This is a genomic window from Stenotrophomonas sp. YJH_SMC_120, from assembly GCF_059368675.1.
On sequence record NZ_JCAFRY010000001.1, the window covers coordinates 1 to 15860 of the forward strand.

General features: G+C 64.3%; 25 protein-coding genes and 1 tRNA gene. 2 read left to right on the forward strand and 24 right to left on the reverse strand.

All coding sequences use genetic code 11. From position 1 onward, the window contains the following. From AC5P60_RS00005 to AC5P60_RS00095, 19 genes are all read right to left on the reverse strand, one after another. Positions 1–231 (reverse strand): hypothetical protein (locus AC5P60_RS00005; protein WP_495201658.1); only part of this gene is annotated, 231 nt, incomplete at its 3' end. 57 nt (positions 232–288) lie between these two features. Then, a complete protein-coding gene (locus AC5P60_RS00010) occupies positions 289–1692 on the reverse strand; it encodes a phage major capsid protein (RefSeq protein WP_242898942.1) in 1404 nt (467 codons plus the stop codon). Between the two features lie 11 nt (positions 1693–1703). Next, the gene (locus tag AC5P60_RS00015; protein WP_053092058.1) at positions 1704–2567 is read right to left on the reverse strand and encodes a head maturation protease, ClpP-related; all 864 of its coding nucleotides are present in this window, start codon (positions 2565–2567) and stop codon (positions 1704–1706) included. Positions 2568–2571: 4 nt separating this feature from the next. After that, positions 2572–3855 (reverse strand): phage portal protein, encoded by a 1284-nt coding sequence (locus AC5P60_RS00020; RefSeq protein ID WP_242898943.1) that lies wholly within the window; start codon positions 3853–3855, stop codon positions 2572–2574. Beyond that, the gene (locus tag AC5P60_RS00025; RefSeq protein ID WP_242898944.1) at positions 3852–5549 is read right to left on the reverse strand and encodes a terminase TerL endonuclease subunit; all 1698 of its coding nucleotides are present in this window, start codon (positions 5547–5549) and stop codon (positions 3852–3854) included. Before AC5P60_RS00025 ends, AC5P60_RS00020 begins: the two co-directional genes overlap by 4 nt. Next, complete coding sequence (locus AC5P60_RS00030; protein WP_242898945.1) at positions 5546–5968, reverse strand: hypothetical protein; 423 nt, start codon at positions 5966–5968, stop codon at positions 5546–5548. The genes AC5P60_RS00025 and AC5P60_RS00030 overlap by 4 nt, the downstream gene beginning before the upstream one ends. 186 nt (positions 5969–6154) lie before the next feature. Continuing rightward, the gene (locus tag AC5P60_RS00035; protein WP_216358876.1) at positions 6155–6346 is read right to left on the reverse strand and encodes an HNH endonuclease; all 192 of its coding nucleotides are present in this window, start codon (positions 6344–6346) and stop codon (positions 6155–6157) included. Between the two features lie 131 nt (positions 6347–6477). Continuing rightward, positions 6478–6678, reverse strand: a complete 201-nt coding sequence (locus AC5P60_RS00040) for a hypothetical protein (protein WP_242898946.1) — start codon at positions 6676–6678, stop codon at positions 6478–6480. Beyond that, positions 6675–6977, reverse strand: a complete 303-nt coding sequence (gene lysC / locus AC5P60_RS00045) for an Rz1-like lysis system protein LysC (RefSeq protein WP_242898947.1) — start codon at positions 6975–6977, stop codon at positions 6675–6677. Before lysC ends, AC5P60_RS00040 begins: the two co-directional genes overlap by 4 nt. Continuing rightward, positions 6953–7387, reverse strand: a complete 435-nt coding sequence (locus AC5P60_RS00050; protein ID WP_242898948.1) for a hypothetical protein — start codon at positions 7385–7387, stop codon at positions 6953–6955. Before AC5P60_RS00050 ends, lysC begins: the two co-directional genes overlap by 25 nt. After that, positions 7374–7640 carry a DUF7940 domain-containing protein gene (locus tag AC5P60_RS00055; RefSeq protein ID WP_242898949.1) on the reverse strand — a complete coding sequence of 89 codons (267 nt, stop codon included), beginning with the start codon at positions 7638–7640 and terminating at the stop codon, positions 7374–7376. The genes AC5P60_RS00050 and AC5P60_RS00055 overlap by 14 nt, the downstream gene beginning before the upstream one ends. Before the next feature lie 5 nt (positions 7641–7645). Then, positions 7646–7957 carry a hypothetical protein gene (locus AC5P60_RS00060; protein ID WP_187576201.1) on the reverse strand — a complete coding sequence of 104 codons (312 nt, stop codon included), beginning with the start codon at positions 7955–7957 and terminating at the stop codon, positions 7646–7648. A gap of 2 nt (positions 7958–7959) precedes the next feature. Continuing rightward, a complete protein-coding gene (locus AC5P60_RS00065; RefSeq protein ID WP_242898950.1) occupies positions 7960–8460 on the reverse strand; it encodes a hypothetical protein in 501 nt (166 codons plus the stop codon). Positions 8461–8544: 84 nt separating this feature from the next. Beyond that, positions 8545–8622, reverse strand: a tRNA-Met gene (locus AC5P60_RS00070). Between the two features lie 78 nt (positions 8623–8700). Beyond that, on the reverse strand, positions 8701–9084 hold the full coding sequence (locus AC5P60_RS00075; RefSeq protein ID WP_242898951.1) for a GIY-YIG nuclease family protein: 384 nt from the start codon (positions 9082–9084) through the stop codon (positions 8701–8703). Next, positions 9081–9476 carry a hypothetical protein gene (locus AC5P60_RS00080; protein WP_065197438.1) on the reverse strand — a complete coding sequence of 132 codons (396 nt, stop codon included), beginning with the start codon at positions 9474–9476 and terminating at the stop codon, positions 9081–9083. The genes AC5P60_RS00075 and AC5P60_RS00080 overlap by 4 nt, the downstream gene beginning before the upstream one ends. An 8-nt stretch (positions 9477–9484) precedes the next feature. After that, positions 9485–9697 (reverse strand): hypothetical protein, encoded by a 213-nt coding sequence (locus tag AC5P60_RS00085; RefSeq protein WP_242898952.1) that lies wholly within the window; start codon positions 9695–9697, stop codon positions 9485–9487. Then, entirely contained in the window at positions 9694–10203 is a 510-nt protein-coding gene (locus AC5P60_RS00090) for a RuvC family protein (protein WP_057495451.1), read from the reverse strand. Before AC5P60_RS00090 ends, AC5P60_RS00085 begins: the two co-directional genes overlap by 4 nt. Then, the gene (locus AC5P60_RS00095; protein WP_242898953.1) at positions 10188–10583 is read right to left on the reverse strand and encodes a Ref family recombination enhancement nuclease; all 396 of its coding nucleotides are present in this window, start codon (positions 10581–10583) and stop codon (positions 10188–10190) included. Before AC5P60_RS00095 ends, AC5P60_RS00090 begins: the two co-directional genes overlap by 16 nt. Positions 10584–10621: 38 nt before the next feature. On the opposite strand from AC5P60_RS00095, the gene AC5P60_RS00100 reads away from it, so the two are divergent. After that, the gene (locus AC5P60_RS00100; protein WP_242898954.1) at positions 10622–11287 is read left to right on the forward strand and encodes a hypothetical protein; all 666 of its coding nucleotides are present in this window, start codon (positions 10622–10624) and stop codon (positions 11285–11287) included. Positions 11288–11301: 14 nt separating this feature from the next. On the opposite strand, the gene AC5P60_RS00105 is transcribed toward AC5P60_RS00100, so the two are convergent. From AC5P60_RS00105 to AC5P60_RS00125, 5 genes are all read right to left on the reverse strand, one after another. Continuing rightward, positions 11302–11841, reverse strand: coding sequence for a hypothetical protein (locus AC5P60_RS00105; RefSeq protein ID WP_242898955.1), 540 nt, complete (start codon positions 11839–11841; stop codon positions 11302–11304). Continuing rightward, entirely contained in the window at positions 11838–12359 is a 522-nt protein-coding gene (locus AC5P60_RS00110) for an HNH endonuclease signature motif containing protein (protein ID WP_242898956.1), read from the reverse strand. The genes AC5P60_RS00105 and AC5P60_RS00110 overlap by 4 nt, the downstream gene beginning before the upstream one ends. Continuing rightward, complete coding sequence (dnaB, locus tag AC5P60_RS00115; protein WP_242898957.1) at positions 12356–13840, reverse strand: replicative DNA helicase; 1485 nt, start codon at positions 13838–13840, stop codon at positions 12356–12358. The genes AC5P60_RS00110 and dnaB overlap by 4 nt, the downstream gene beginning before the upstream one ends. After that, positions 13837–14766 (reverse strand): hypothetical protein, encoded by a 930-nt coding sequence (locus AC5P60_RS00120; RefSeq protein WP_242898958.1) that lies wholly within the window; start codon positions 14764–14766, stop codon positions 13837–13839. Before AC5P60_RS00120 ends, dnaB begins: the two co-directional genes overlap by 4 nt. A gap of 91 nt (positions 14767–14857) precedes the next feature. Continuing rightward, the gene (locus AC5P60_RS00125) at positions 14858–15307 is read right to left on the reverse strand and encodes a phage regulatory CII family protein (protein ID WP_180853704.1); all 450 of its coding nucleotides are present in this window, start codon (positions 15305–15307) and stop codon (positions 14858–14860) included. Positions 15308–15625: 318 nt separating this feature from the next. Between AC5P60_RS00125 and AC5P60_RS00130 the strand changes: the two genes are divergently transcribed. Beyond that, complete coding sequence (locus tag AC5P60_RS00130) at positions 15626–15847, forward strand: hypothetical protein (protein WP_088470459.1); 222 nt, start codon at positions 15626–15628, stop codon at positions 15845–15847. Positions 15848–15860: the final 13 nt, after the last annotated feature.

The window sequence follows — 15860 nt, forward strand, 5'->3', positions numbered from 1 at the left end:
CGTCACCGGCTCCGGCAGCTCTGCCGGGGGCTGTTCGCTCACGGCGTCGGCGGCCTCCGCAGCGGCTTCAGTGACAGTGGGTTCTTCCGTCACCGGCTCCGGCAGCTCTGCCGGGGGCTGTTCGCTCACGGCGTCGGCGGCTCCGGTGTCGATGAAGTACTGCCCGCGGCTGCTGTCCATTCGAACGGTGGTGCCGGCGCGCGGATCCGGCTCTTTGAACTTGATCAGCATGATCCTCTCCGAACCCGGCCTGCACTGTGGCAGGCCGGGATAGCCTGGAACGGTGGATTAGGCGACGTTGCCCAGGTCGCCGTAGATGAAGGCCTGCGGCCGGTAGACCGCCAGCGCCAGGCGCTCTTCGGCCAGGATGGTCACCAGGTTCTTGACGAAGTCGTCTTCGTTCTCGGTGGCCACCTCGACACGTGCCTGCCAGCGATCGAACAGCTGCGCCCCCAGCTTGAAGGCGCCAGTGAGGAACTTGTCCTCGGCGATCGCCTGGGTTGCAACGACCGGCAGGTTCCACAGCGTGGCGCCGATGACACCCTGCGGATTTCCGATGATGTAGCGGCCGGTGGTGTCCTTCAGGAGCTCGACACGTGCCCAGTCGATCGGGTTGAGCACGATGCCGCTGGCCGGGAACTCAGCCAGCTGCGCCTGCAGCATGGCCAGGCGGATCTTGTCGATTACCGTGGCATCGGCCGGCTCGAACGGTGCAGCGTAAGCCGTCGCCTGCGGGATGATGCCCAGCAGGTTCTGGCCGGTGCCGTCACCATTGAGAAGCTGCTGCTCTTCCTTGAACGCCAGACCGTAGCGCAGGCGGCCATCGATGTAGCTGGCGAGCTGCGAGGCATCGCTGAGGATCTGGCGCGATGCCTTCATGTAGTGCGCGACCACCTTGGCAGTGGTGCTCACCAGGTCGAACTTCAGGCTGGACTCGGGCTTCTTCGCACCCTCGGCCACCGGTGCGGCATTGTTGGTGAAGCCAGTTTCCTTCACGTACTCCAGCGTGTTGCCGTCCATTCGGCCCGGCGTGATCAGGTCGCGGACAGTCAGGCGGCGGTCCGGCGGCGCGATGACACCAGGCAGACGGGTGGGGGTGACCAGGTCGCCGGCCGCGCCGTCGGTGTCGGTCGTGACCGAGGTGATCGCAGCACTGAACGTCATGTCGACGCGACCACGCGGGGTGGTCTTGCTGGCGAATGCCTGGAACTCGTCACTGTTGACGAACTGCTGGCCAAACGACTGGTGTTGCACGTCGCCGCCCGCGCCGTTGGCCTCGATCTTGGCCAGCCGCTGCTCTGCGGCCTGGAGGTTGGCCTGCAGCTCGCCCTGCTTCATGAGGGCTTCATCGACTTTGGCCCGGGTTTCCGCGGACAGCTCAGTATTCTTTGCGGCCACCTCGGCGTAGGACTTCAGCTGGTCGCCTACGGTCTTCAGGTCCGCACTGACCTGCTTGTACTGCTTCTCGACGTCCTCGCCCACGTCGCCGAACTGGGCATGGCGGCGGAACTGGGGAGTGTTGCTGGGCTTGATCAGCATCGCCGCCAGGGCGACTACGCCTGCACTGCCGAGCAGGCTCATCGCAAGGACGGACGGGCCGACCTTTGCGAATGCGCCAACCGCCAGGGGAATCGCCGATGCGATGGCGAGGACGACCAGGTAGAACGTCGCGGAGAGTTTCATGGACTTCATGTGCAAAGCTCCTATTGCGGGAGATTGAAAGAAAGACGCGGCAGCGGATCTGCCTGCACCCGGATGGCCTTTCGGCCGCTATCGGTGGGATCGCCCTCACCGCTGCCAGTGGGATCGCCCCGACTGGACTTGATTTCGCTGATCAAGCGCATCGCTTCTGACTTCGGCATGCCTGTGGCACGCAAGCCGGCCTCCACACGGCGTACCGCTGAGGCGTTCTCTTTGCTTGCGCCCTTCTCCACCTGATCGGATGCCAGAAGCTCATCTGCAAAGCCGTCCTCAACTGCGGAGGCACCACCGATCCAAGTCTCGGCATCCATCAGCTTTGACATGGCCTTCTGCTCGGCACCGGTGCGCGCGGCGTAGATGCTGGCCATCGCGTCGTCGAAGGGCTTGAGCGTCGCGGCAACGTCGGCAAGGTCGTGGCGATTCCCCACGGCAACGACCCAAGCGTTGTGGATCATCAAGAAGCCGGCGCGCGCGATCTGGACCGTGTCACCGGCCATGGCGATGACGGACGCAGCCGATGCAGCCAAGCCCAGCACCTTCACAGTGACCTCGCCGTCGTGCTCGCGCAGCAGGTTGTAGATCGCCAGGCCTTCGAACATGTCGCCGCCGGGGCTGTTGATGTTGACCGTGACCGGTCCTTTCCCCATCCCACGCAGGGATGCCGCGATGCGCTTGGCGGTCACGCCTTCGCCCGTCCAGTAGTCGTAGCCGATCACGTCATAGATGCTGATGGACCGCTCCGCATCGGTGTCGGAAGCCGCCCTGACGCCAGCCTCCCAGCGGTCAAGGGCGCGCGGCTGGATCTGGCTGCTGACAGCGGCGCAGGGGCGGCCCTCCGGTACACCCGGCAGCGTCTTGATCGTCATGTGGTCAGTCCTTCTTGTCTTCGGAGAATCCCAGGAACGCGCGGATAGCGGCCCGGGCCTGGTCGGCATCTGAACCAGCGCCGATGGCATCCAGCGTGGTCATCGCGGTTTGCACGGTGAGCACGGCGGCATTACCGCCCATCGGCTCCCGGTCTTCCAACTCGCGCACTTCATCACGGGTCAGAATGCCCTTGTCCACCATCACCCCGTAGAACGCAGCGCGTCCGGCGCTGTCGGCGCGCAGAAGGCCTTCGACCGTGAACTTTGGGTAGTAGCGCAGGCGCTCCGCCGGCGTCAGCAGGTCCTTGCTGATGGCCTGCTCGATGCGCCGCAGCCACGGCCCCAGCGTGAAGGTCAGGAAGCCGATCATCTGCTGTTCGATGCCGGTTCCCCAGCTAGTCGACTTCTCCGTATGGCCAACCATCCACGGCGGCACGCGGAACCAGCGGCAGATCGACTCCACGGAGAACGCCCGCGACTCCAACAGCTGCGCGTCGGATGGCTTGATGCCAAGCGTACCGGCCTCCGTTCCACCTTCGAGCAGCGGGGTTTCACCGCGCTCAATTGAACCCATCAGGTTCTTCTTGAACTCCGTCCGCTGCTCAGGCTTCAGGAACTCCTGGACCTTGTAGTAGATCGTCTGGAGCAGCCCGTTTCGGAATGTGCGAGCCGCTGCTCGGTCTGCAGCGATGGCGTTGCCGAACACCTTGGCACCGTAGGCGATCACAGACACGCCGTTCTCGCCATCCAGCGTGAACCCTGGAATGCGCCAGATCCTCGCCGGCGCGATGATCCTGGGAGCACCATTGGCGCGCAGGTAGCGATACACCTTGTTACCGTTCAGGTCTCGATTGATGGTGAGCCTAGCTGGATCAAGGAACTGCAGGCCGATCAGGCGTTCGCCGGCGTAGAGCTTCTCAGCGTACGCGTTGCCCCGAAGAAGCATTGCGACAACCATGGCCTCCCAGAACACCGCTGCTGTCGAGTCACTGTTGGGCTGGTCGTGAACAACGAAGTGCAAAGGATGTTGGCTCGCGACGCGCTTACCTGACTTCGTCCTTTCATACATCGAGAGCGGCAAGGTTGCGATGGTCTCCGAAATCAGCCGAACGCATGCCCAGGCTGCATCGACCTGTAGAACGGTCTTGGCCGTGACAGCGACTCCAGCCTCGTTTGCCATCTCGCGGTCAATGTAGAGCTCAGCGTCGCGGGTCGTGAATGACCGCACCCAGCCATCGACTGCCGCACGCACTCGCCCGAGGACGCCTTGCCGTGGTTTCGTCTTCATGCCCTACCCGCCATGACCGGATCGCTCAGCCAATCGTCCATAGTTCCTTTCGCTTCTGGGTTCCGCGACATGAGCTCGACCGCATTCATCGCCGCCATCAGCGGGTCGATCTTTCCGGTTCCGCTTGCCGCCTTGGTGACATAGAGGGCGTTCTTGGATGCTTCGACCTTGGCGTTGCCCACGCACCAATCCATCAGCCGAGAGCCGTCATGCTCCAGCAGGCCATCGGAGAGCCAGCGCTCGAACACCTTGCAGGTTCCGGTCAACTGCCAACCCTGTCGGATGCCAATGATCAGATCGGGATCGATCTGCTCGGCCGCCAAGGCGTCGAGCACAGTGCCCAGCCCTGACGGATCCACGCCGATTCCCGCAAGCAGGCCGGCGTCGTCCACCAACTTCACCATCTTGGCCATGTCGCGCAGGTCGGTTGCACCCTCGCCCTCCATGCCGCCGACGAACATGCTGCCGTCCTTGATGAAGCCGGCATATCGCTCCTGCTCGCTCTTGCGCCGCTCAACTGCCTTGGGGTGTGCAAAGGCAAAGGACACCAGCATTTTCCGCTTGGTGTACTTGTGCCGACCGCAGAATGAGAGCCCCAACAAGTCGTCCAGCCCGCCACCGTCGATGCCGGCAGTCATGACCTCGCAGACCTTCAGCATGTGCGCGAGTTTGAGATTCTTGTTGGCCTGTTGCTCCCAGTACTCCGCACCCGCCCAACTTCCTTGGTGCAGCGCCACGCCGATCTGCACGTTGAGGTGCTGCGATGCCCAGCTGCGAAGCTCGGCCTCGCTGGTGCCGACAGCGTCGTCGAACTCTTCCACCATGCGCTCCAGCGTCATGGCCCGGCCGATGTTCGGGTTCAGCAGCGGCCACAGCTGCGGGTCCTTCCACTGCTGGTCCTTCGACTCCTGCACCTCCTGCGGGAACTCGAACAGCACCGGCAGCATCTTGCCCACCCGCTTTCCGTCGCGGATGTCCCGAGCCTTCTGCAGCTCATCTGCGAACACCCCGACGGGCTGCTCGTCGCTCTGCGTGGTGATGAACCACAGGAACGCTTCCGGGTAAGGCACCATGCCGCCGCGGATCTGGCGTAGCGCCTGGGCGGCCTTGGCCTTCTTCGCGCACACGTGCAGCTCGTCGATCAGCGCGCCGCCCGATACCTTCACGCCGGTCAACACTGCAGGGTCAAACGTCATGATCTCCAGCGAGGCCTTCGTCTCGCGGTGGATGATCGTCTTCAGGTGGTGGCGGATGTGGAACTTGGCATCCAGCACCGGGTCCAGCTCGATCGCGCCGGCGGCGGCGTCGAACGCCAGCTGGGCTGTGTCCTGCACCGGTGCCGTCATCAGGAACGTGGCACGTGGGCGCTGGTTGATCAGCGTGGCCGTCACCATCCCCAGCGCCCCGAATGTCGTCTTGGCGTTCTTCTTCGGTACCAGGGCGAACAGGTCGCGAATCTCGCGGTCACCGTTCTCCGGGTTCACCGAGCCGAACATGCAGCGCGTCACGTCCTGGAACCACTCCCCGCCCGCCTCCGCCAGCGTGGGCGTCCCCGGAACATCAGCCAGCCGCAGCCGCCCGAGAATGTTGGCTGCCCGTTCGGCCTGCGGCGTCCACAGCGGCAGGTTTCCCACTGGCAGCTGGCCGGCCTGAAGACGCTCCCACCAGTCCCGGCAGGAGAGGTCCCAGCTCACTTACCCGCTGCCCGATGGATGGGAGTGACGTTCTCGCCCAGCAGGCCTTCCCACCCGGTACCGACCTCGGCACCCACCGCCTTCGCATTGGCCTGGGCCTTCTTCCCTTCCGGCTTTGCGGCCTCCGGGGCCTGCTGCTCAGGCGCTGCGGGCGCCACTTCGAACTCCGGCGAATGCTGCAGGTACAGCCTGGCCGCCGACGTGTTGCCCTTCTTGGTTGCCGACCGGAAGGCCACCGCGAGGACCTCCATTCGCTTCAGGGACGCGCCCGAGGAAAGCTCGGTGGCGTAGTGCTTGCGCAGGGTTGGGATGGTGATGCCCAGCGCGTTGGCTATCTCTTCGTGTCGCATGCCGCCACCGGCAGCGACGGCGACCTTCAGCTGCGTGGCCTTGGTCGGCTTGTGTGCGGGTCGTGCCATGTCGGATCAGCCGTTATTTGCTTCGGAAAGCGCTCCGGTGAAATCTCCGGGGCGAGAAAAAAACCTCTGAATGAGTGGGCGGCGGGTGTCCGTGGCAAAGGGCATGAAGTTTTCTCCCTCCCCCCCGGGCCTATTCCCACCGATGTGAAACAGCCGTCGCGTCGCGTTTGGTTCCACGCGATCCGTTCAACGGCGTGCCGCACCTCGCCTTGCCTCTGCCTGGGTCTTCACCCCATGGCATTCGGTGCAGATCGCCTGCAGGTTCGTCTCGTCATCGCTGCCGCCCTCGGCCACGTTGACGATGTGATCCACCTCAGTGGCTTCGGTGACGCGTCCCTGCTGCTTGCAGGGCTGACATAGGTACTGGTCTCGCTGCATGACTGCGTCGCGCTTCCTACGCCATGGCCTGCCGCCCCTACCCTTGCCGTAGCTGGGTGCCACCGGTGCGGTCGGCCTCAGCCTGCTGGGCGCGCTGGCGATGCGCGGAGCAAGGGTGGTGACCCTCGCCATCAGGCGAGGCTCTGCGACTGGTCGCGCTCGCCGGGCACCAGCTCACCGTCCAGGCTGCGGGCTGGCTCTTCCTGCCCTTCCTCTCCCTCAGCTGCCAGTGCCGCCAAGAGGGCATCGACCTTCTCTTCGAGCCGGGCGGTGGCCTGGCGCTGCTCTTCCTGCTGCAGCTCGATGCGGCGAAGGCGGTCGGAAAGGCTCACGGCTTCACCTGCTTCTGGTCGCCGGCCGGGGCCAGCTTCTCGATGGCGTCCAGCTGGCTGTTGCACTGCTCCAGGCTCAGGACGTTGGCGTTGTAGGCCGACACCACGCTCTCGATGGTCCGCTGACTGGCCCGCTTCACGGGGCAACGGGAGGTCAGCGCCGCCGGCACAGCAACCGTGCGCTCCACCGGGACATACACCACCTTGGGCAGGTCAGGCTTCTCGGCCTTGCTGCAGCTGCCGAACCCGCACAGCGGCAGGGCCGCTGCTAGGATCACAGCAACGGAATGGCGTCGCATAGGTTCTGCTCCAACTGCTGCCGGCATCCCGGCTGGGTCTTGGCCGCCTGCAGGGCCTGCTCGGCCTGGGTAGCGCGGCGCTGGCTCTGAGCTGCTGCCGCTTCAGCCCGGCGCGCAGCTTCGTTCGCTGCCGCCTTCTGACGGGCCGACTCGTCGATCGCCGCTTGGGTCTGCCGGTTCACCTCCTGCAGCAGCTGGCCGCAGGCGTTGGCCGCGCGCAGGTTCTCGTCGGAGTTGGCCTTGGCCTGATCGCGCTGCTTCTCGGCTGCGGCGATCAGGGCCTGGTCCTTCTTGCCGCGGTAATCCGACCCCAGCCGGGCCCCTATCAGCAGGACAGCTCCCACTGCGGCAACCCACAGCCCCACGCGGATCATGCCCACGTAGGGCCGCAGGGGGTCAGGGATCAGCATCGCCGCTGCTCAACTTGGGCTGCACGAAGATGCGGGACACCGCAGCAAGGAACGACGTGACGCCAGCCGATGCCAGGGCGCTGTAGGCCACGGTCTGCTTGAACCCGTCGTGCACCACCGGCAACCAGTCCGCCGGCAGCACCATGTATGCGCCGATGATCCCAAGCGCAGTGGCACTGATGATACCGGCCAGCAGCGACAGGCGCACCGACCAGAACCGCCAGAAGTGGCGCCGGTCGCTGGTGAGTTTCACGTTCTTCACTTCAGCCCCCTTAGCTGCTTCAGCTCGCGGATGTCGGACTTGTTCTGCTCGACCTGCACGGCCTGCTTGGCCAGTTCGAGCTTCAGCGCCGGGACGTCTGCCAGCTGGGTGTTCATGATCTGCAGCTGTTGCTGCAGGCCGGTGATCTGTTGGTTCGTTACCTGCTGCTGGGTCAGAACCGATTGCATGGAACCCACCAGCCAGTAGCCGATGCTGACGATGGCGCAGGCGATGACCAGGGCAATCCAACGCTCCACCGGGCCGAGGGAGATCTTGGTTCGGCCGTCCTGGCTCGGCTGGGCTTCCATCGTCACGCCCTCACCGCCTCAACCGCGGCGCGGTAGTTCCTCGGCCAACGGTCGATGTGCGGCTTGCCGGGACGCCAGGCGTCCAGGTACTGCCCCCAAGCCACCGAGACGTTGCCGATCGGCGGCAGGCGCTTGGGCAGCGTGAACAGCAGCAGGCGGGCGAACCCAGCGGCCAGGATGTCGTCCTGCTCCAGCTGGGCATACACGGCGGCCGGCGTAGCAGTGACCCCGCGCGCGCCGCACAGCAGCGCGGCCGCTGCCCGTGTCGACGGGTGGTTCAGCACCCCGCGCACTCCGCCGCCCTGTTCGAACTGCCACAGGCCACGAGCCGGACCCTTCACCTGTCGGCGATGGGCCAGGCCAGATTCCTGCCCGGAGATGGCCAGCAGCATCACTCGCGCCTCGGGCGAGTCGTAGCGGGCGGCTCCCAGCAGTGCCAAGGCCGGGACGACCACGTGTTGCAGGCACTGCGCCGCCGTCATCGGCAGCGGTTGCTGTGACATGGGTGGATCTCCGGCGATAGGGTGCCCGTCACCGCAGCCCGGCAGGCTCGGCGAATGGGTCCGGTGAGGGTGGACGGGCGTAGGTGGTTGCGGGGCCCGGATTCGAACCGGGGACTTCCGGGTTATGAGCCCGGCGGCTTAGACCACTGGCCCACGCCCGCAGGAGACGATGCCCCGAAATGCAGAAGCCCCGGCGTTGGCCAGGGCTTCAGGGGGGACTTCTCGAATGGTGCCAAGTTTCTAGGCCACATTGTCTAGACGCAATACCTTGCACAACGACCGGATCGCATCGAGGCTCATGTGCTTCCACCGGGTTTCGCTCACGCCGAAATGCTTCACGACCAAGGCCGTTGCATCCTTCATCGCTTGCTTGTGGATGGGGTCAGACAGGTTCATGCGGAACCACTCACCCTGCGTGTGATAGGCGCGGAGCTGGTCATGGAACATGGCCTCAGCTGACCGAGCACCACGGGGTAGGTCCAGGTAGGCAACATCGGTGATCGGCATCGGGCAGCCGGTTTGCACGGCGCTGACCCGCGCAGCCAGATCGGTGGTCACCCCGATCTTGCAGAAGCTCTCACCACAGCAAGCGTCGGCGATCATCATGTATACGCGCATCTTCATGCTGCGTTCTCCTTCGAAAGTTGACCCATCACGAATGCCTTTGCAATGGCGAGATAGTCGTAGTAGGTCGGCCGCTTAATGTCGATACCCGCGCGCCGCAGGTTCTGCAGCTTCAGTTCCAGTGGCGCCGACTTCAGGAAGTACTCGCATCGCAGCGTCCGACCGGGTCGGATGTAGCCATACGCCTCCATGGCAAGCACTGCGGATTGGACTTCGTCCCCAGGCGTGTTGATGAGAATGCCGCGGTAGCCACCGGTACCCGGCACGAACCCTTGATGCTCAATCAGGGACTGAAGCAGGTTCCGGCTGGAGTAGCCGATGTGCTCGTACCGGCCACCGCCGTACTCTTCCGCCCACTGGATCAGGCGCGCTTCGAGCTGCTTCTTATCCATGGGTCACCTCAGGATTCATCGCGCATCCCCTTCAGTACGTTCTCGTCGAATCGAAACACCGGCAGCAGACCGTCGGTGTCGCAGTTCCCCCTCCTGTCCGGCCGGCGCTGGCAGTGCGCCGGGCTGCTCCCGCGCTCGCGCATGGTGCAGACCGAGCACACGCCATGCCGGCGCAGGTAGGCGTTGTATCGCTTCCGGGTGCGGGCCTCGGCTGTGGTCATGCGCCACCCCTAATCAGGCTGTCGCCGTACAGACCAATCAGCAGCGCGTCTGCCCGGCCGTTGTCCTTCTTCCGTTGCAGCTGCACCGCCGCAGCGGGGAAACGCTGGATAGCCAGCACACGGCCAGCGTCCTTGCCCTTCCCCGACAGGTCGAAGCGTCGCTTCCAGACCGATGGCTGGACCAGCAACAGCTGCATGCCCAGCAGCCGCACGGTTGCCTTCAGCTGGCCGAATCCCTCCGCTAGGTTGTGCCTGGCCACCGATCCCTCGATGGCCTTGCCCTCGCCGTTGCGCATCGGCCGGGCGTGGATCCGTTCCAAGGCCACGGCGATCAGCGCGCCAGGGTTAGCATCCCGCTGCTGCCGGAGGAACGCCGCGACCGCGCGCGCGTCAACCTCCCCGTCCATCACCGGCATGTCGACCATCGGGCCCGGCTCGCCGTCGAGCAGCGTCACGATGGCGCCGGTCAGGCCCGGGTCAATGCCGAACGTCAGGCGGCTTGCCATTGGCGCGTCTCCTTCATGTGTTTCTCGATCAGGGTGTTCTGCAGGTCCAGCAGGTAGTCGTCGCTCCCGACCTCCTGACGGAACTTGCGGGGTTGGCGGGCGTAGGATGGACCGAACAGTTCTTCGCACCGGGCAGCTGACATGCCTCCGAACGGCTCACCGCGGTGGGACCAAGGGTTAAGGCCGATGGTGAAATCGTGTCCACGGCGCTTGGCACCGTGTTTGCCGCCGACCGTGAGGTGATGAACCTCAGCCGGGATCGGTCCGTCGTCCAGGTCAATGCCAAGGCTGTGGGCAACGATGCAGCCGATTTCGGTGATGGCATCCATCCGCTGCTGCTGGGCAACGGTGGGCTTGCTGGTAGAGCGGCCGCGCTTCATGCTCTGCCTCCACATTCAGCGGAAAAAGGACTTCGAGCATGCAAGTGAAGGAACGTAGAAAGCCTCGCCACCCGATTGACTGGGGTCTTGTGTTCATGCACGTAGCGGGTATTGGTATTGGATTCATAGCTGGTGTAATCGCGACCAACTATCAGACATTGCCTGCCGGCGATCCGCTTACGACCGTTGCGACGGTCGCCGCAGCCATTGGAACCTGGGCCATAGGCATCGGCGCAAACAGATACGCAAAGTCCACCCATGAGCTTCAAAAGCAACAAGCAAATGAAAGGCTCTACGGACACTACGCGGCCCTTAGCGCTCTCACCGTGAGAGTGAAGATCGCGCGCGAAATATTCCCGCAGACTTCGGATCAACTGAAGGAAGAAAAGCGAACTCAGGCTGCAATGCACATGATCCTGGACGCCTCCGAGTCCCTTATTCCGCAGACCATCGGATCGTCCACAGTTCTTGCTGTTCCTGATAGTTTGAGAACTCGGCTGTATGTCCTCGACAGTGGTATAGCCATGTATCGCGTCGCGGTGAATGATTTCCGAATTCGCTTTGAGCGACTCTCCGATACTCCATCCGTGTCTGCCTGCACGGCATTTGACAGTGCGATGAAGCAGCTCAGAGGAATTGGCCAGATTGCGGACGAGGTGGGAGACGCTTTGGACACCTTTCGTTCTGAAGCTGGCATGACCTAGGACTGCCTGGGTCTTCATACCACCCTCCTGTTCGAACCTGCCATGTTCCAGAACTCGGCGCGCACGTCGTCGAGCATTACGTGCGTGTAGCGCTGGCCAATGTGCTCAGTGATCCCATCGAACAGGACCTGGAATCGGTCCTGTTCCATTTCGTCGAAGGACAGGCTCTCCGCCTGCTTGACCATCAGGCGGCCGACACCGGGGACGTCGATCTCCATTTCCTCGCAGCAGGTGCCGGACTCGCGCTGTAGGCGCTTCACCGCGTCGTGGCTGCCGAGCTGTTCCCAGCCCTCCACGTTGTCGACCATCAGCTGGCCGATCTTGTGCACCAGTCGGTGCTGCCAACCTTCGCGCGGCTGCTTCAACTCCGCGCGAACCTCGCGGCCCACCTTGAACTTGCGCTCTCGCATCAGGCGCTGGTCGACCTCATGCGCCGGAACCAAGGCACCTACCAGTTCACCGGTGGCCGGATCGATCAGCTTGGTCACGACCATGTAGATCGGCCGGCGCGCGCGCTTGGCCTTCACCTTTCGTGCTGCTTCCGTCTGTTTCATACGGTGCTCCCATGGTGCAGGCGACGCTTTGCGCAGACGTAAGCCGCATGCGCTTCCTCCGCTGTGTCGAAGTGCCCGAGGTGATGGAACTGCTGGCCGACTCGAATGGCAGCACGGAACTTCCCGCCCCTGGCGGGGGTTACACCGAGCAGGCCTGTCCTCGAGTTGCGCTTGGCTGATCGAACGTTCTGCTGATTCACTGCTCGCGGCACGTCCCGGAGGTTCGCCCAACGGTTGTCTGTTGAGTCTCCATTGATGTGGTCGATCTCATTGGCCGGCCATGACCCCGTCATGTAGAACCAGGCAAGTCGATGCAGTCGGTAGATCCGGCCATCAACTCGACCTTGCAGATAGACTCCGCCACGCGACGCCTTTGAGCGGGTAGCCATGACACTGCCTACGCGGGTCTTTCGCGATGTCGCCACCTTCCAGCAGAACGCGCCGGTCTCAGGTTCGTAACGAATCACTTCCAGCAGCCGGGCGTGGGTGATCTTCTTCGCTGCTGCGGTCATGGTCATGCGCGATCTCCTGCGGCGCGGTCCTTGCCACTTCTGCGGTTGCTGGCCGGCACGTCGAACCCGCCGTCCTCGTCGCCGGGCGCTTCCCGAACGATGGGCTTAAGCGTGTAGTTCGGCTTCTCGCCGTGGTAGTTCTCGAAACGGCTGCATTCGAGGTGGTGGCGCAGGTAGGAGGTACCGGTCTCGCCTTGGCGGTTCTTGGCCAGAATGAACTCCGATATGCCGGGAGCGCCGCAGGCGTCCTTCGTGTAGTAGTCGTCGCGGTAGATGAAGGCGATCACGTCGGCGTCCTGCTCAATGCCGCCGGACTCGCGCAGGTCGGCCATCACCGGGCGCTTGTCGGTACGCGTCTCCAGCGAGCGGTTGAGCTGCGAAAGTGCGATCACCGGGCAGCCCAGCGTCTTGGCCAGCTTCTTCAGCGTGCGCGAGATGTAGGAGACTTCCTCGGTCCGGTTACCGGCCTTGGCCGGCCCAGACAGCAGCTGCAGGTAGTCGACCGCGACCACGCCCAGCCCGCCCTTCACCTTGGCGTGCATGCGGGACGCGCGCGCCACCAGCGAATCCACCGGCAGCGAGCCGCAATCATCAATTGCCAGCGGCAGGCCGTGCAGGAAGTTGCGGGCGATGCTCAGCTTGTGCCAATCGTCGTCGGTCAGTTCGCCCTTGACGCGCATGCGCGACAGCGGCACGCCCGAATGCATGCTCATCAGCCGCGCGAGCAGCTGCCTGCGCGACATCTCCAGGCTGAACACCGCAGCGTGCTTGCCCTGCACTGCCACGCTGTAGACCCACTCCAGCATGTTCGCCGTCTTTCCCATCGACGGTCGAGCCGCGAGTATCATCAGGTCGGTGGGTTCCAGCCCGGGCAGCTTCCTAGACACGTTCTGCCACGGCGGGACCAGCCCCAAGTCGGCGGTACCCTCGAACCGGGCTTCCATTTCCTCCCACATGCCCTGTAGGTCGCTGCGCACCATCACAAGGCCACCGTTGCCGCCTGACTGCACGCTGAGGTTGGCGAACTTCGCGGTGGCGCTGGCCACCAGCGCATCAGCGTCCTCGTCGGCGGTGCCGTAGGCGTCGTTGGTGATTTCGGTCGCACGTTCGATCACCCCCCGCAGCAGCGCCTTGTTTCGCACGATCTCGGCATAGCCACGAATGTTCGCCGCCGAGGGCGTTGTGCTGGCCAGCTCCACCAGATACGCACCGTCGCCCACCAGCTCCAGCTTCCCCTGGTTCTCGAACCAGTTGCCCAGCAGCACCGCGTCAAACGGCTGCTCGCGGTCGGCCAGGTCGCAGATGGCTTGCCAGATCAGCTGGTGGTCGCGGCGGTAGAAATTCTGCTCGGTCAGCACATCGCGGACCTCGCGCAGCGCTTCCGGGGCAAGCATCAGGCCGCCGAGAACCGACTGCTCGGCGTCGATCGAATGCGGCGGCACCTGCAGGTAGGCGTAGTCGTCGCGGTAGGCGGGCTGGGCGCTCATGCGGCCTGCTCCTGCTCACGGGCCTTCTCGGCATCACGCTCACGGGCCAACTGCACGCCCGCCGTGGTCAGTTCGCAGGGTCCGGTCGCCGGGAACCACCAGAGCTTGAACCAGTTGCGGCGAACGGCGTCGCGGAAATGGGCCCGCCAGTCCTTCTGCATCCGGCCACTGTCGCGGTGCCGGGCGGTGAACTCGCGCCACGCCAGGTGCAGGAAGTCCCTCGGGATCCCGGTGTCCGTGGCGAACGTGAAGATCGGGTCTGTCCGCGGGATGGCCGACTCGCCGGACTCCTGGCACAGGTCGAGGAACGCAGCGAAGGTGATCTTCTCCCGCTTCCGTCGTCCGGGCTTCGCCCCCTCGGCGTCAGCCGGGGGGGTATGGGGGGGCTTTTCTTCTTTTGGAGACGGAGATGGAGACGGAGACGGAGCATTGCTAGAAGCTGCTGGACGCATTGCTGCGTCACTGCTACCTGCATTGCTAGTAGCATCGTTTTTCTTTCTACCAGCATCTGAATCGGCGTTTGCAGCACGAATCCGTGCGTATTCTGGAACCTGCCGATCAGCCTCAGATTCGCCGTGATGACGCTTGACCGCGTTCCATTTCGCCTTCAGTGAGCGCAGATCCGACCCTGCCGACCACGGTTGGTGATCAGCCCAGTCATGCAACTGGTAGGCCCCTTCCACGCCATCCAGGAAGCCAACGGACGCCAGCTCGCGGACGAACGCGTCGTTCTCTCCAGTCCAATCAGCGGCCAGCTCGATGTCCTCCGCTGACATGCCGGACAGGTCGCCATCGGGCCGGTTTGCGCGGGCCCACAGGATCAGGCACACCAGGGACCAGCCAGCCGAGGCGTCCAGACGGCGGATAAGCTTCTTCGTCTTGGGGTGGCCAGGAAGGCCGACGCTCAGGCGCGCATCGGTGCTCATCACGCACCCCGCAGGAGTTGCAGGCAACCGGCGATGTGCCAGCGCTGCTGGACGAGCCAGATGGCCCGTGCAAGCGGATCGGTCAGGCGCTTCATGCCCCTACTCCACGCTGGCCGGTCACGGCCCGCAGGCGTGCCAGCAGGTTGATCATGGCCTCCACCTGCGCAGTGCCGGCGCTGCTGATTGCCTTCATCTCGTTCTCGCTGATCAGGCCGTCTGACAGAGCCTCCTGCAGCGCCTGGGCGAACGCGCCCTGCTTGGCGGCGTTCTCCAGCATGGCGCCCATCACGGACGCCATGCCGTCCGCCTGCATCTTCTGGAGGGTGTAGCCGTGCTCAGCGGCCATCGCATGCAGGATGCGGTCGTCACCGGTCACGCCCATGATCTCGCTGGCCTCGGCCAGGGTCAGGTGATGCGTGTTGTTGTTCGGGTTGACCTTGTTGCGCAGCACCGCGGCGGACATGCCGATGCGGACGGCCAGCGCTTCACTACCACCGGGGTAGTCCTTCACGGTCTTGTGTGCGGCGTCTGTGATGTTCATGGGCGGTCTCGGTGAACGTGGTTTGCGTTACGACGCCGGCGCAAGATGCGCGGCATGGAGAAGCGAGCGAAAAAGGAAGCAAGGCTGCTGTGGGCACCGAATGTGGTCAGGCTGGTGCACATGGCGGGGAGGTCGTACGCGATCAGGAGGGTCAAAGGCCGGGATGTGGTGCGATGCCTGCGCAAGCCCCGCCGAGCGCCAGGGATGGCGCTGGGGGCGGTGCTCCCCTTCCCTGCCAAGAGGGCCGTCCGTTGACGCCTCCCCTGCTCTCGGTACGGTCGAGGTGCAACACCCACCCAACCGATCAAGGAACTACCCATGTACGAGATCAAGAAGCTGGAACTGCGCCTGCGGCACACCGAGGCGAGGACCGAAGCCCTAGAGGAAATGCTGGTGATCGTGAGCAAGGGACTCATCCCCGGATCCCCCGCAGCCGCCGCGGTCCAGGCGCAACTGCGAGACGCAGCTGCATACGCAGGCCCGTCCGTAGCGAAGAAGGAACTGGCCTCCCTCGCCCGAGCCGTGGGCAACCTGCAGTAGCTACTCCGACGGC

Excerpts from the sequence above, each read along its gene's own strand:
- AC5P60_RS00010 (WP_242898942.1), bottom strand. The coding sequence starts at position 1,692 with ATGAAGTCCATGAAACTCTCCGCGACGTTCTACCTGGTCGTCCTCGCC.
- AC5P60_RS00015 (WP_053092058.1), bottom strand. The coding sequence starts at position 2,567 with ATGACGATCAAGACGCTGCCGGGTGTACCGGAGGGCCGCCCCTGCGCC.
- AC5P60_RS00020 (WP_242898943.1), bottom strand. The coding sequence starts at position 3,855 with ATGAAGACGAAACCACGGCAAGGCGTCCTCGGGCGAGTGCGTGCGGCA.
- AC5P60_RS00030 (WP_242898945.1), bottom strand. The coding sequence starts at position 5,968 with ATGGCACGACCCGCACACAAGCCGACCAAGGCCACGCAGCTGAAGGTC.
- AC5P60_RS00035 (WP_216358876.1), bottom strand. The coding sequence starts at position 6,346 with ATGCAGCGAGACCAGTACCTATGTCAGCCCTGCAAGCAGCAGGGACGC.
- lysC (WP_242898947.1), bottom strand. The coding sequence starts at position 6,977 with ATGCGACGCCATTCCGTTGCTGTGATCCTAGCAGCGGCCCTGCCGCTG.
- AC5P60_RS00050 (WP_242898948.1), bottom strand. The coding sequence starts at position 7,387 with ATGCTGATCCCTGACCCCCTGCGGCCCTACGTGGGCATGATCCGCGTG.
- AC5P60_RS00060 (WP_187576201.1), bottom strand. The coding sequence starts at position 7,957 with ATGGAAGCCCAGCCGAGCCAGGACGGCCGAACCAAGATCTCCCTCGGC.
- AC5P60_RS00065 (WP_242898950.1), bottom strand. The coding sequence starts at position 8,460 with ATGTCACAGCAACCGCTGCCGATGACGGCGGCGCAGTGCCTGCAACAC.
- AC5P60_RS00075 (WP_242898951.1), bottom strand. The coding sequence starts at position 9,084 with ATGAAGATGCGCGTATACATGATGATCGCCGACGCTTGCTGTGGTGAG.
- AC5P60_RS00080 (WP_065197438.1), bottom strand. The coding sequence starts at position 9,476 with ATGGATAAGAAGCAGCTCGAAGCGCGCCTGATCCAGTGGGCGGAAGAG.
- AC5P60_RS00085 (WP_242898952.1), bottom strand. The coding sequence starts at position 9,697 with ATGACCACAGCCGAGGCCCGCACCCGGAAGCGATACAACGCCTACCTG.
- AC5P60_RS00090 (WP_057495451.1), bottom strand. The coding sequence starts at position 10,203 with ATGGCAAGCCGCCTGACGTTCGGCATTGACCCGGGCCTGACCGGCGCC.
- AC5P60_RS00095 (WP_242898953.1), bottom strand. The coding sequence starts at position 10,583 with ATGAAGCGCGGCCGCTCTACCAGCAAGCCCACCGTTGCCCAGCAGCAG.
- AC5P60_RS00100 (WP_242898954.1), top strand. The coding sequence starts at position 10,622 with ATGCAAGTGAAGGAACGTAGAAAGCCTCGCCACCCGATTGACTGGGGT.
- AC5P60_RS00105 (WP_242898955.1), bottom strand. The coding sequence starts at position 11,841 with ATGAAACAGACGGAAGCAGCACGAAAGGTGAAGGCCAAGCGCGCGCGC.
- AC5P60_RS00110 (WP_242898956.1), bottom strand. The coding sequence starts at position 12,359 with ATGACCATGACCGCAGCAGCGAAGAAGATCACCCACGCCCGGCTGCTG.
- dnaB (WP_242898957.1), bottom strand. The coding sequence starts at position 13,840 with ATGAGCGCCCAGCCCGCCTACCGCGACGACTACGCCTACCTGCAGGTG.
- AC5P60_RS00120 (WP_242898958.1), bottom strand. The coding sequence starts at position 14,766 with ATGAGCACCGATGCGCGCCTGAGCGTCGGCCTTCCTGGCCACCCCAAG.
- AC5P60_RS00125 (WP_180853704.1), bottom strand. The coding sequence starts at position 15,307 with ATGAACATCACAGACGCCGCACACAAGACCGTGAAGGACTACCCCGGT.
- AC5P60_RS00130 (WP_088470459.1), top strand. The coding sequence starts at position 15,626 with ATGTACGAGATCAAGAAGCTGGAACTGCGCCTGCGGCACACCGAGGCG.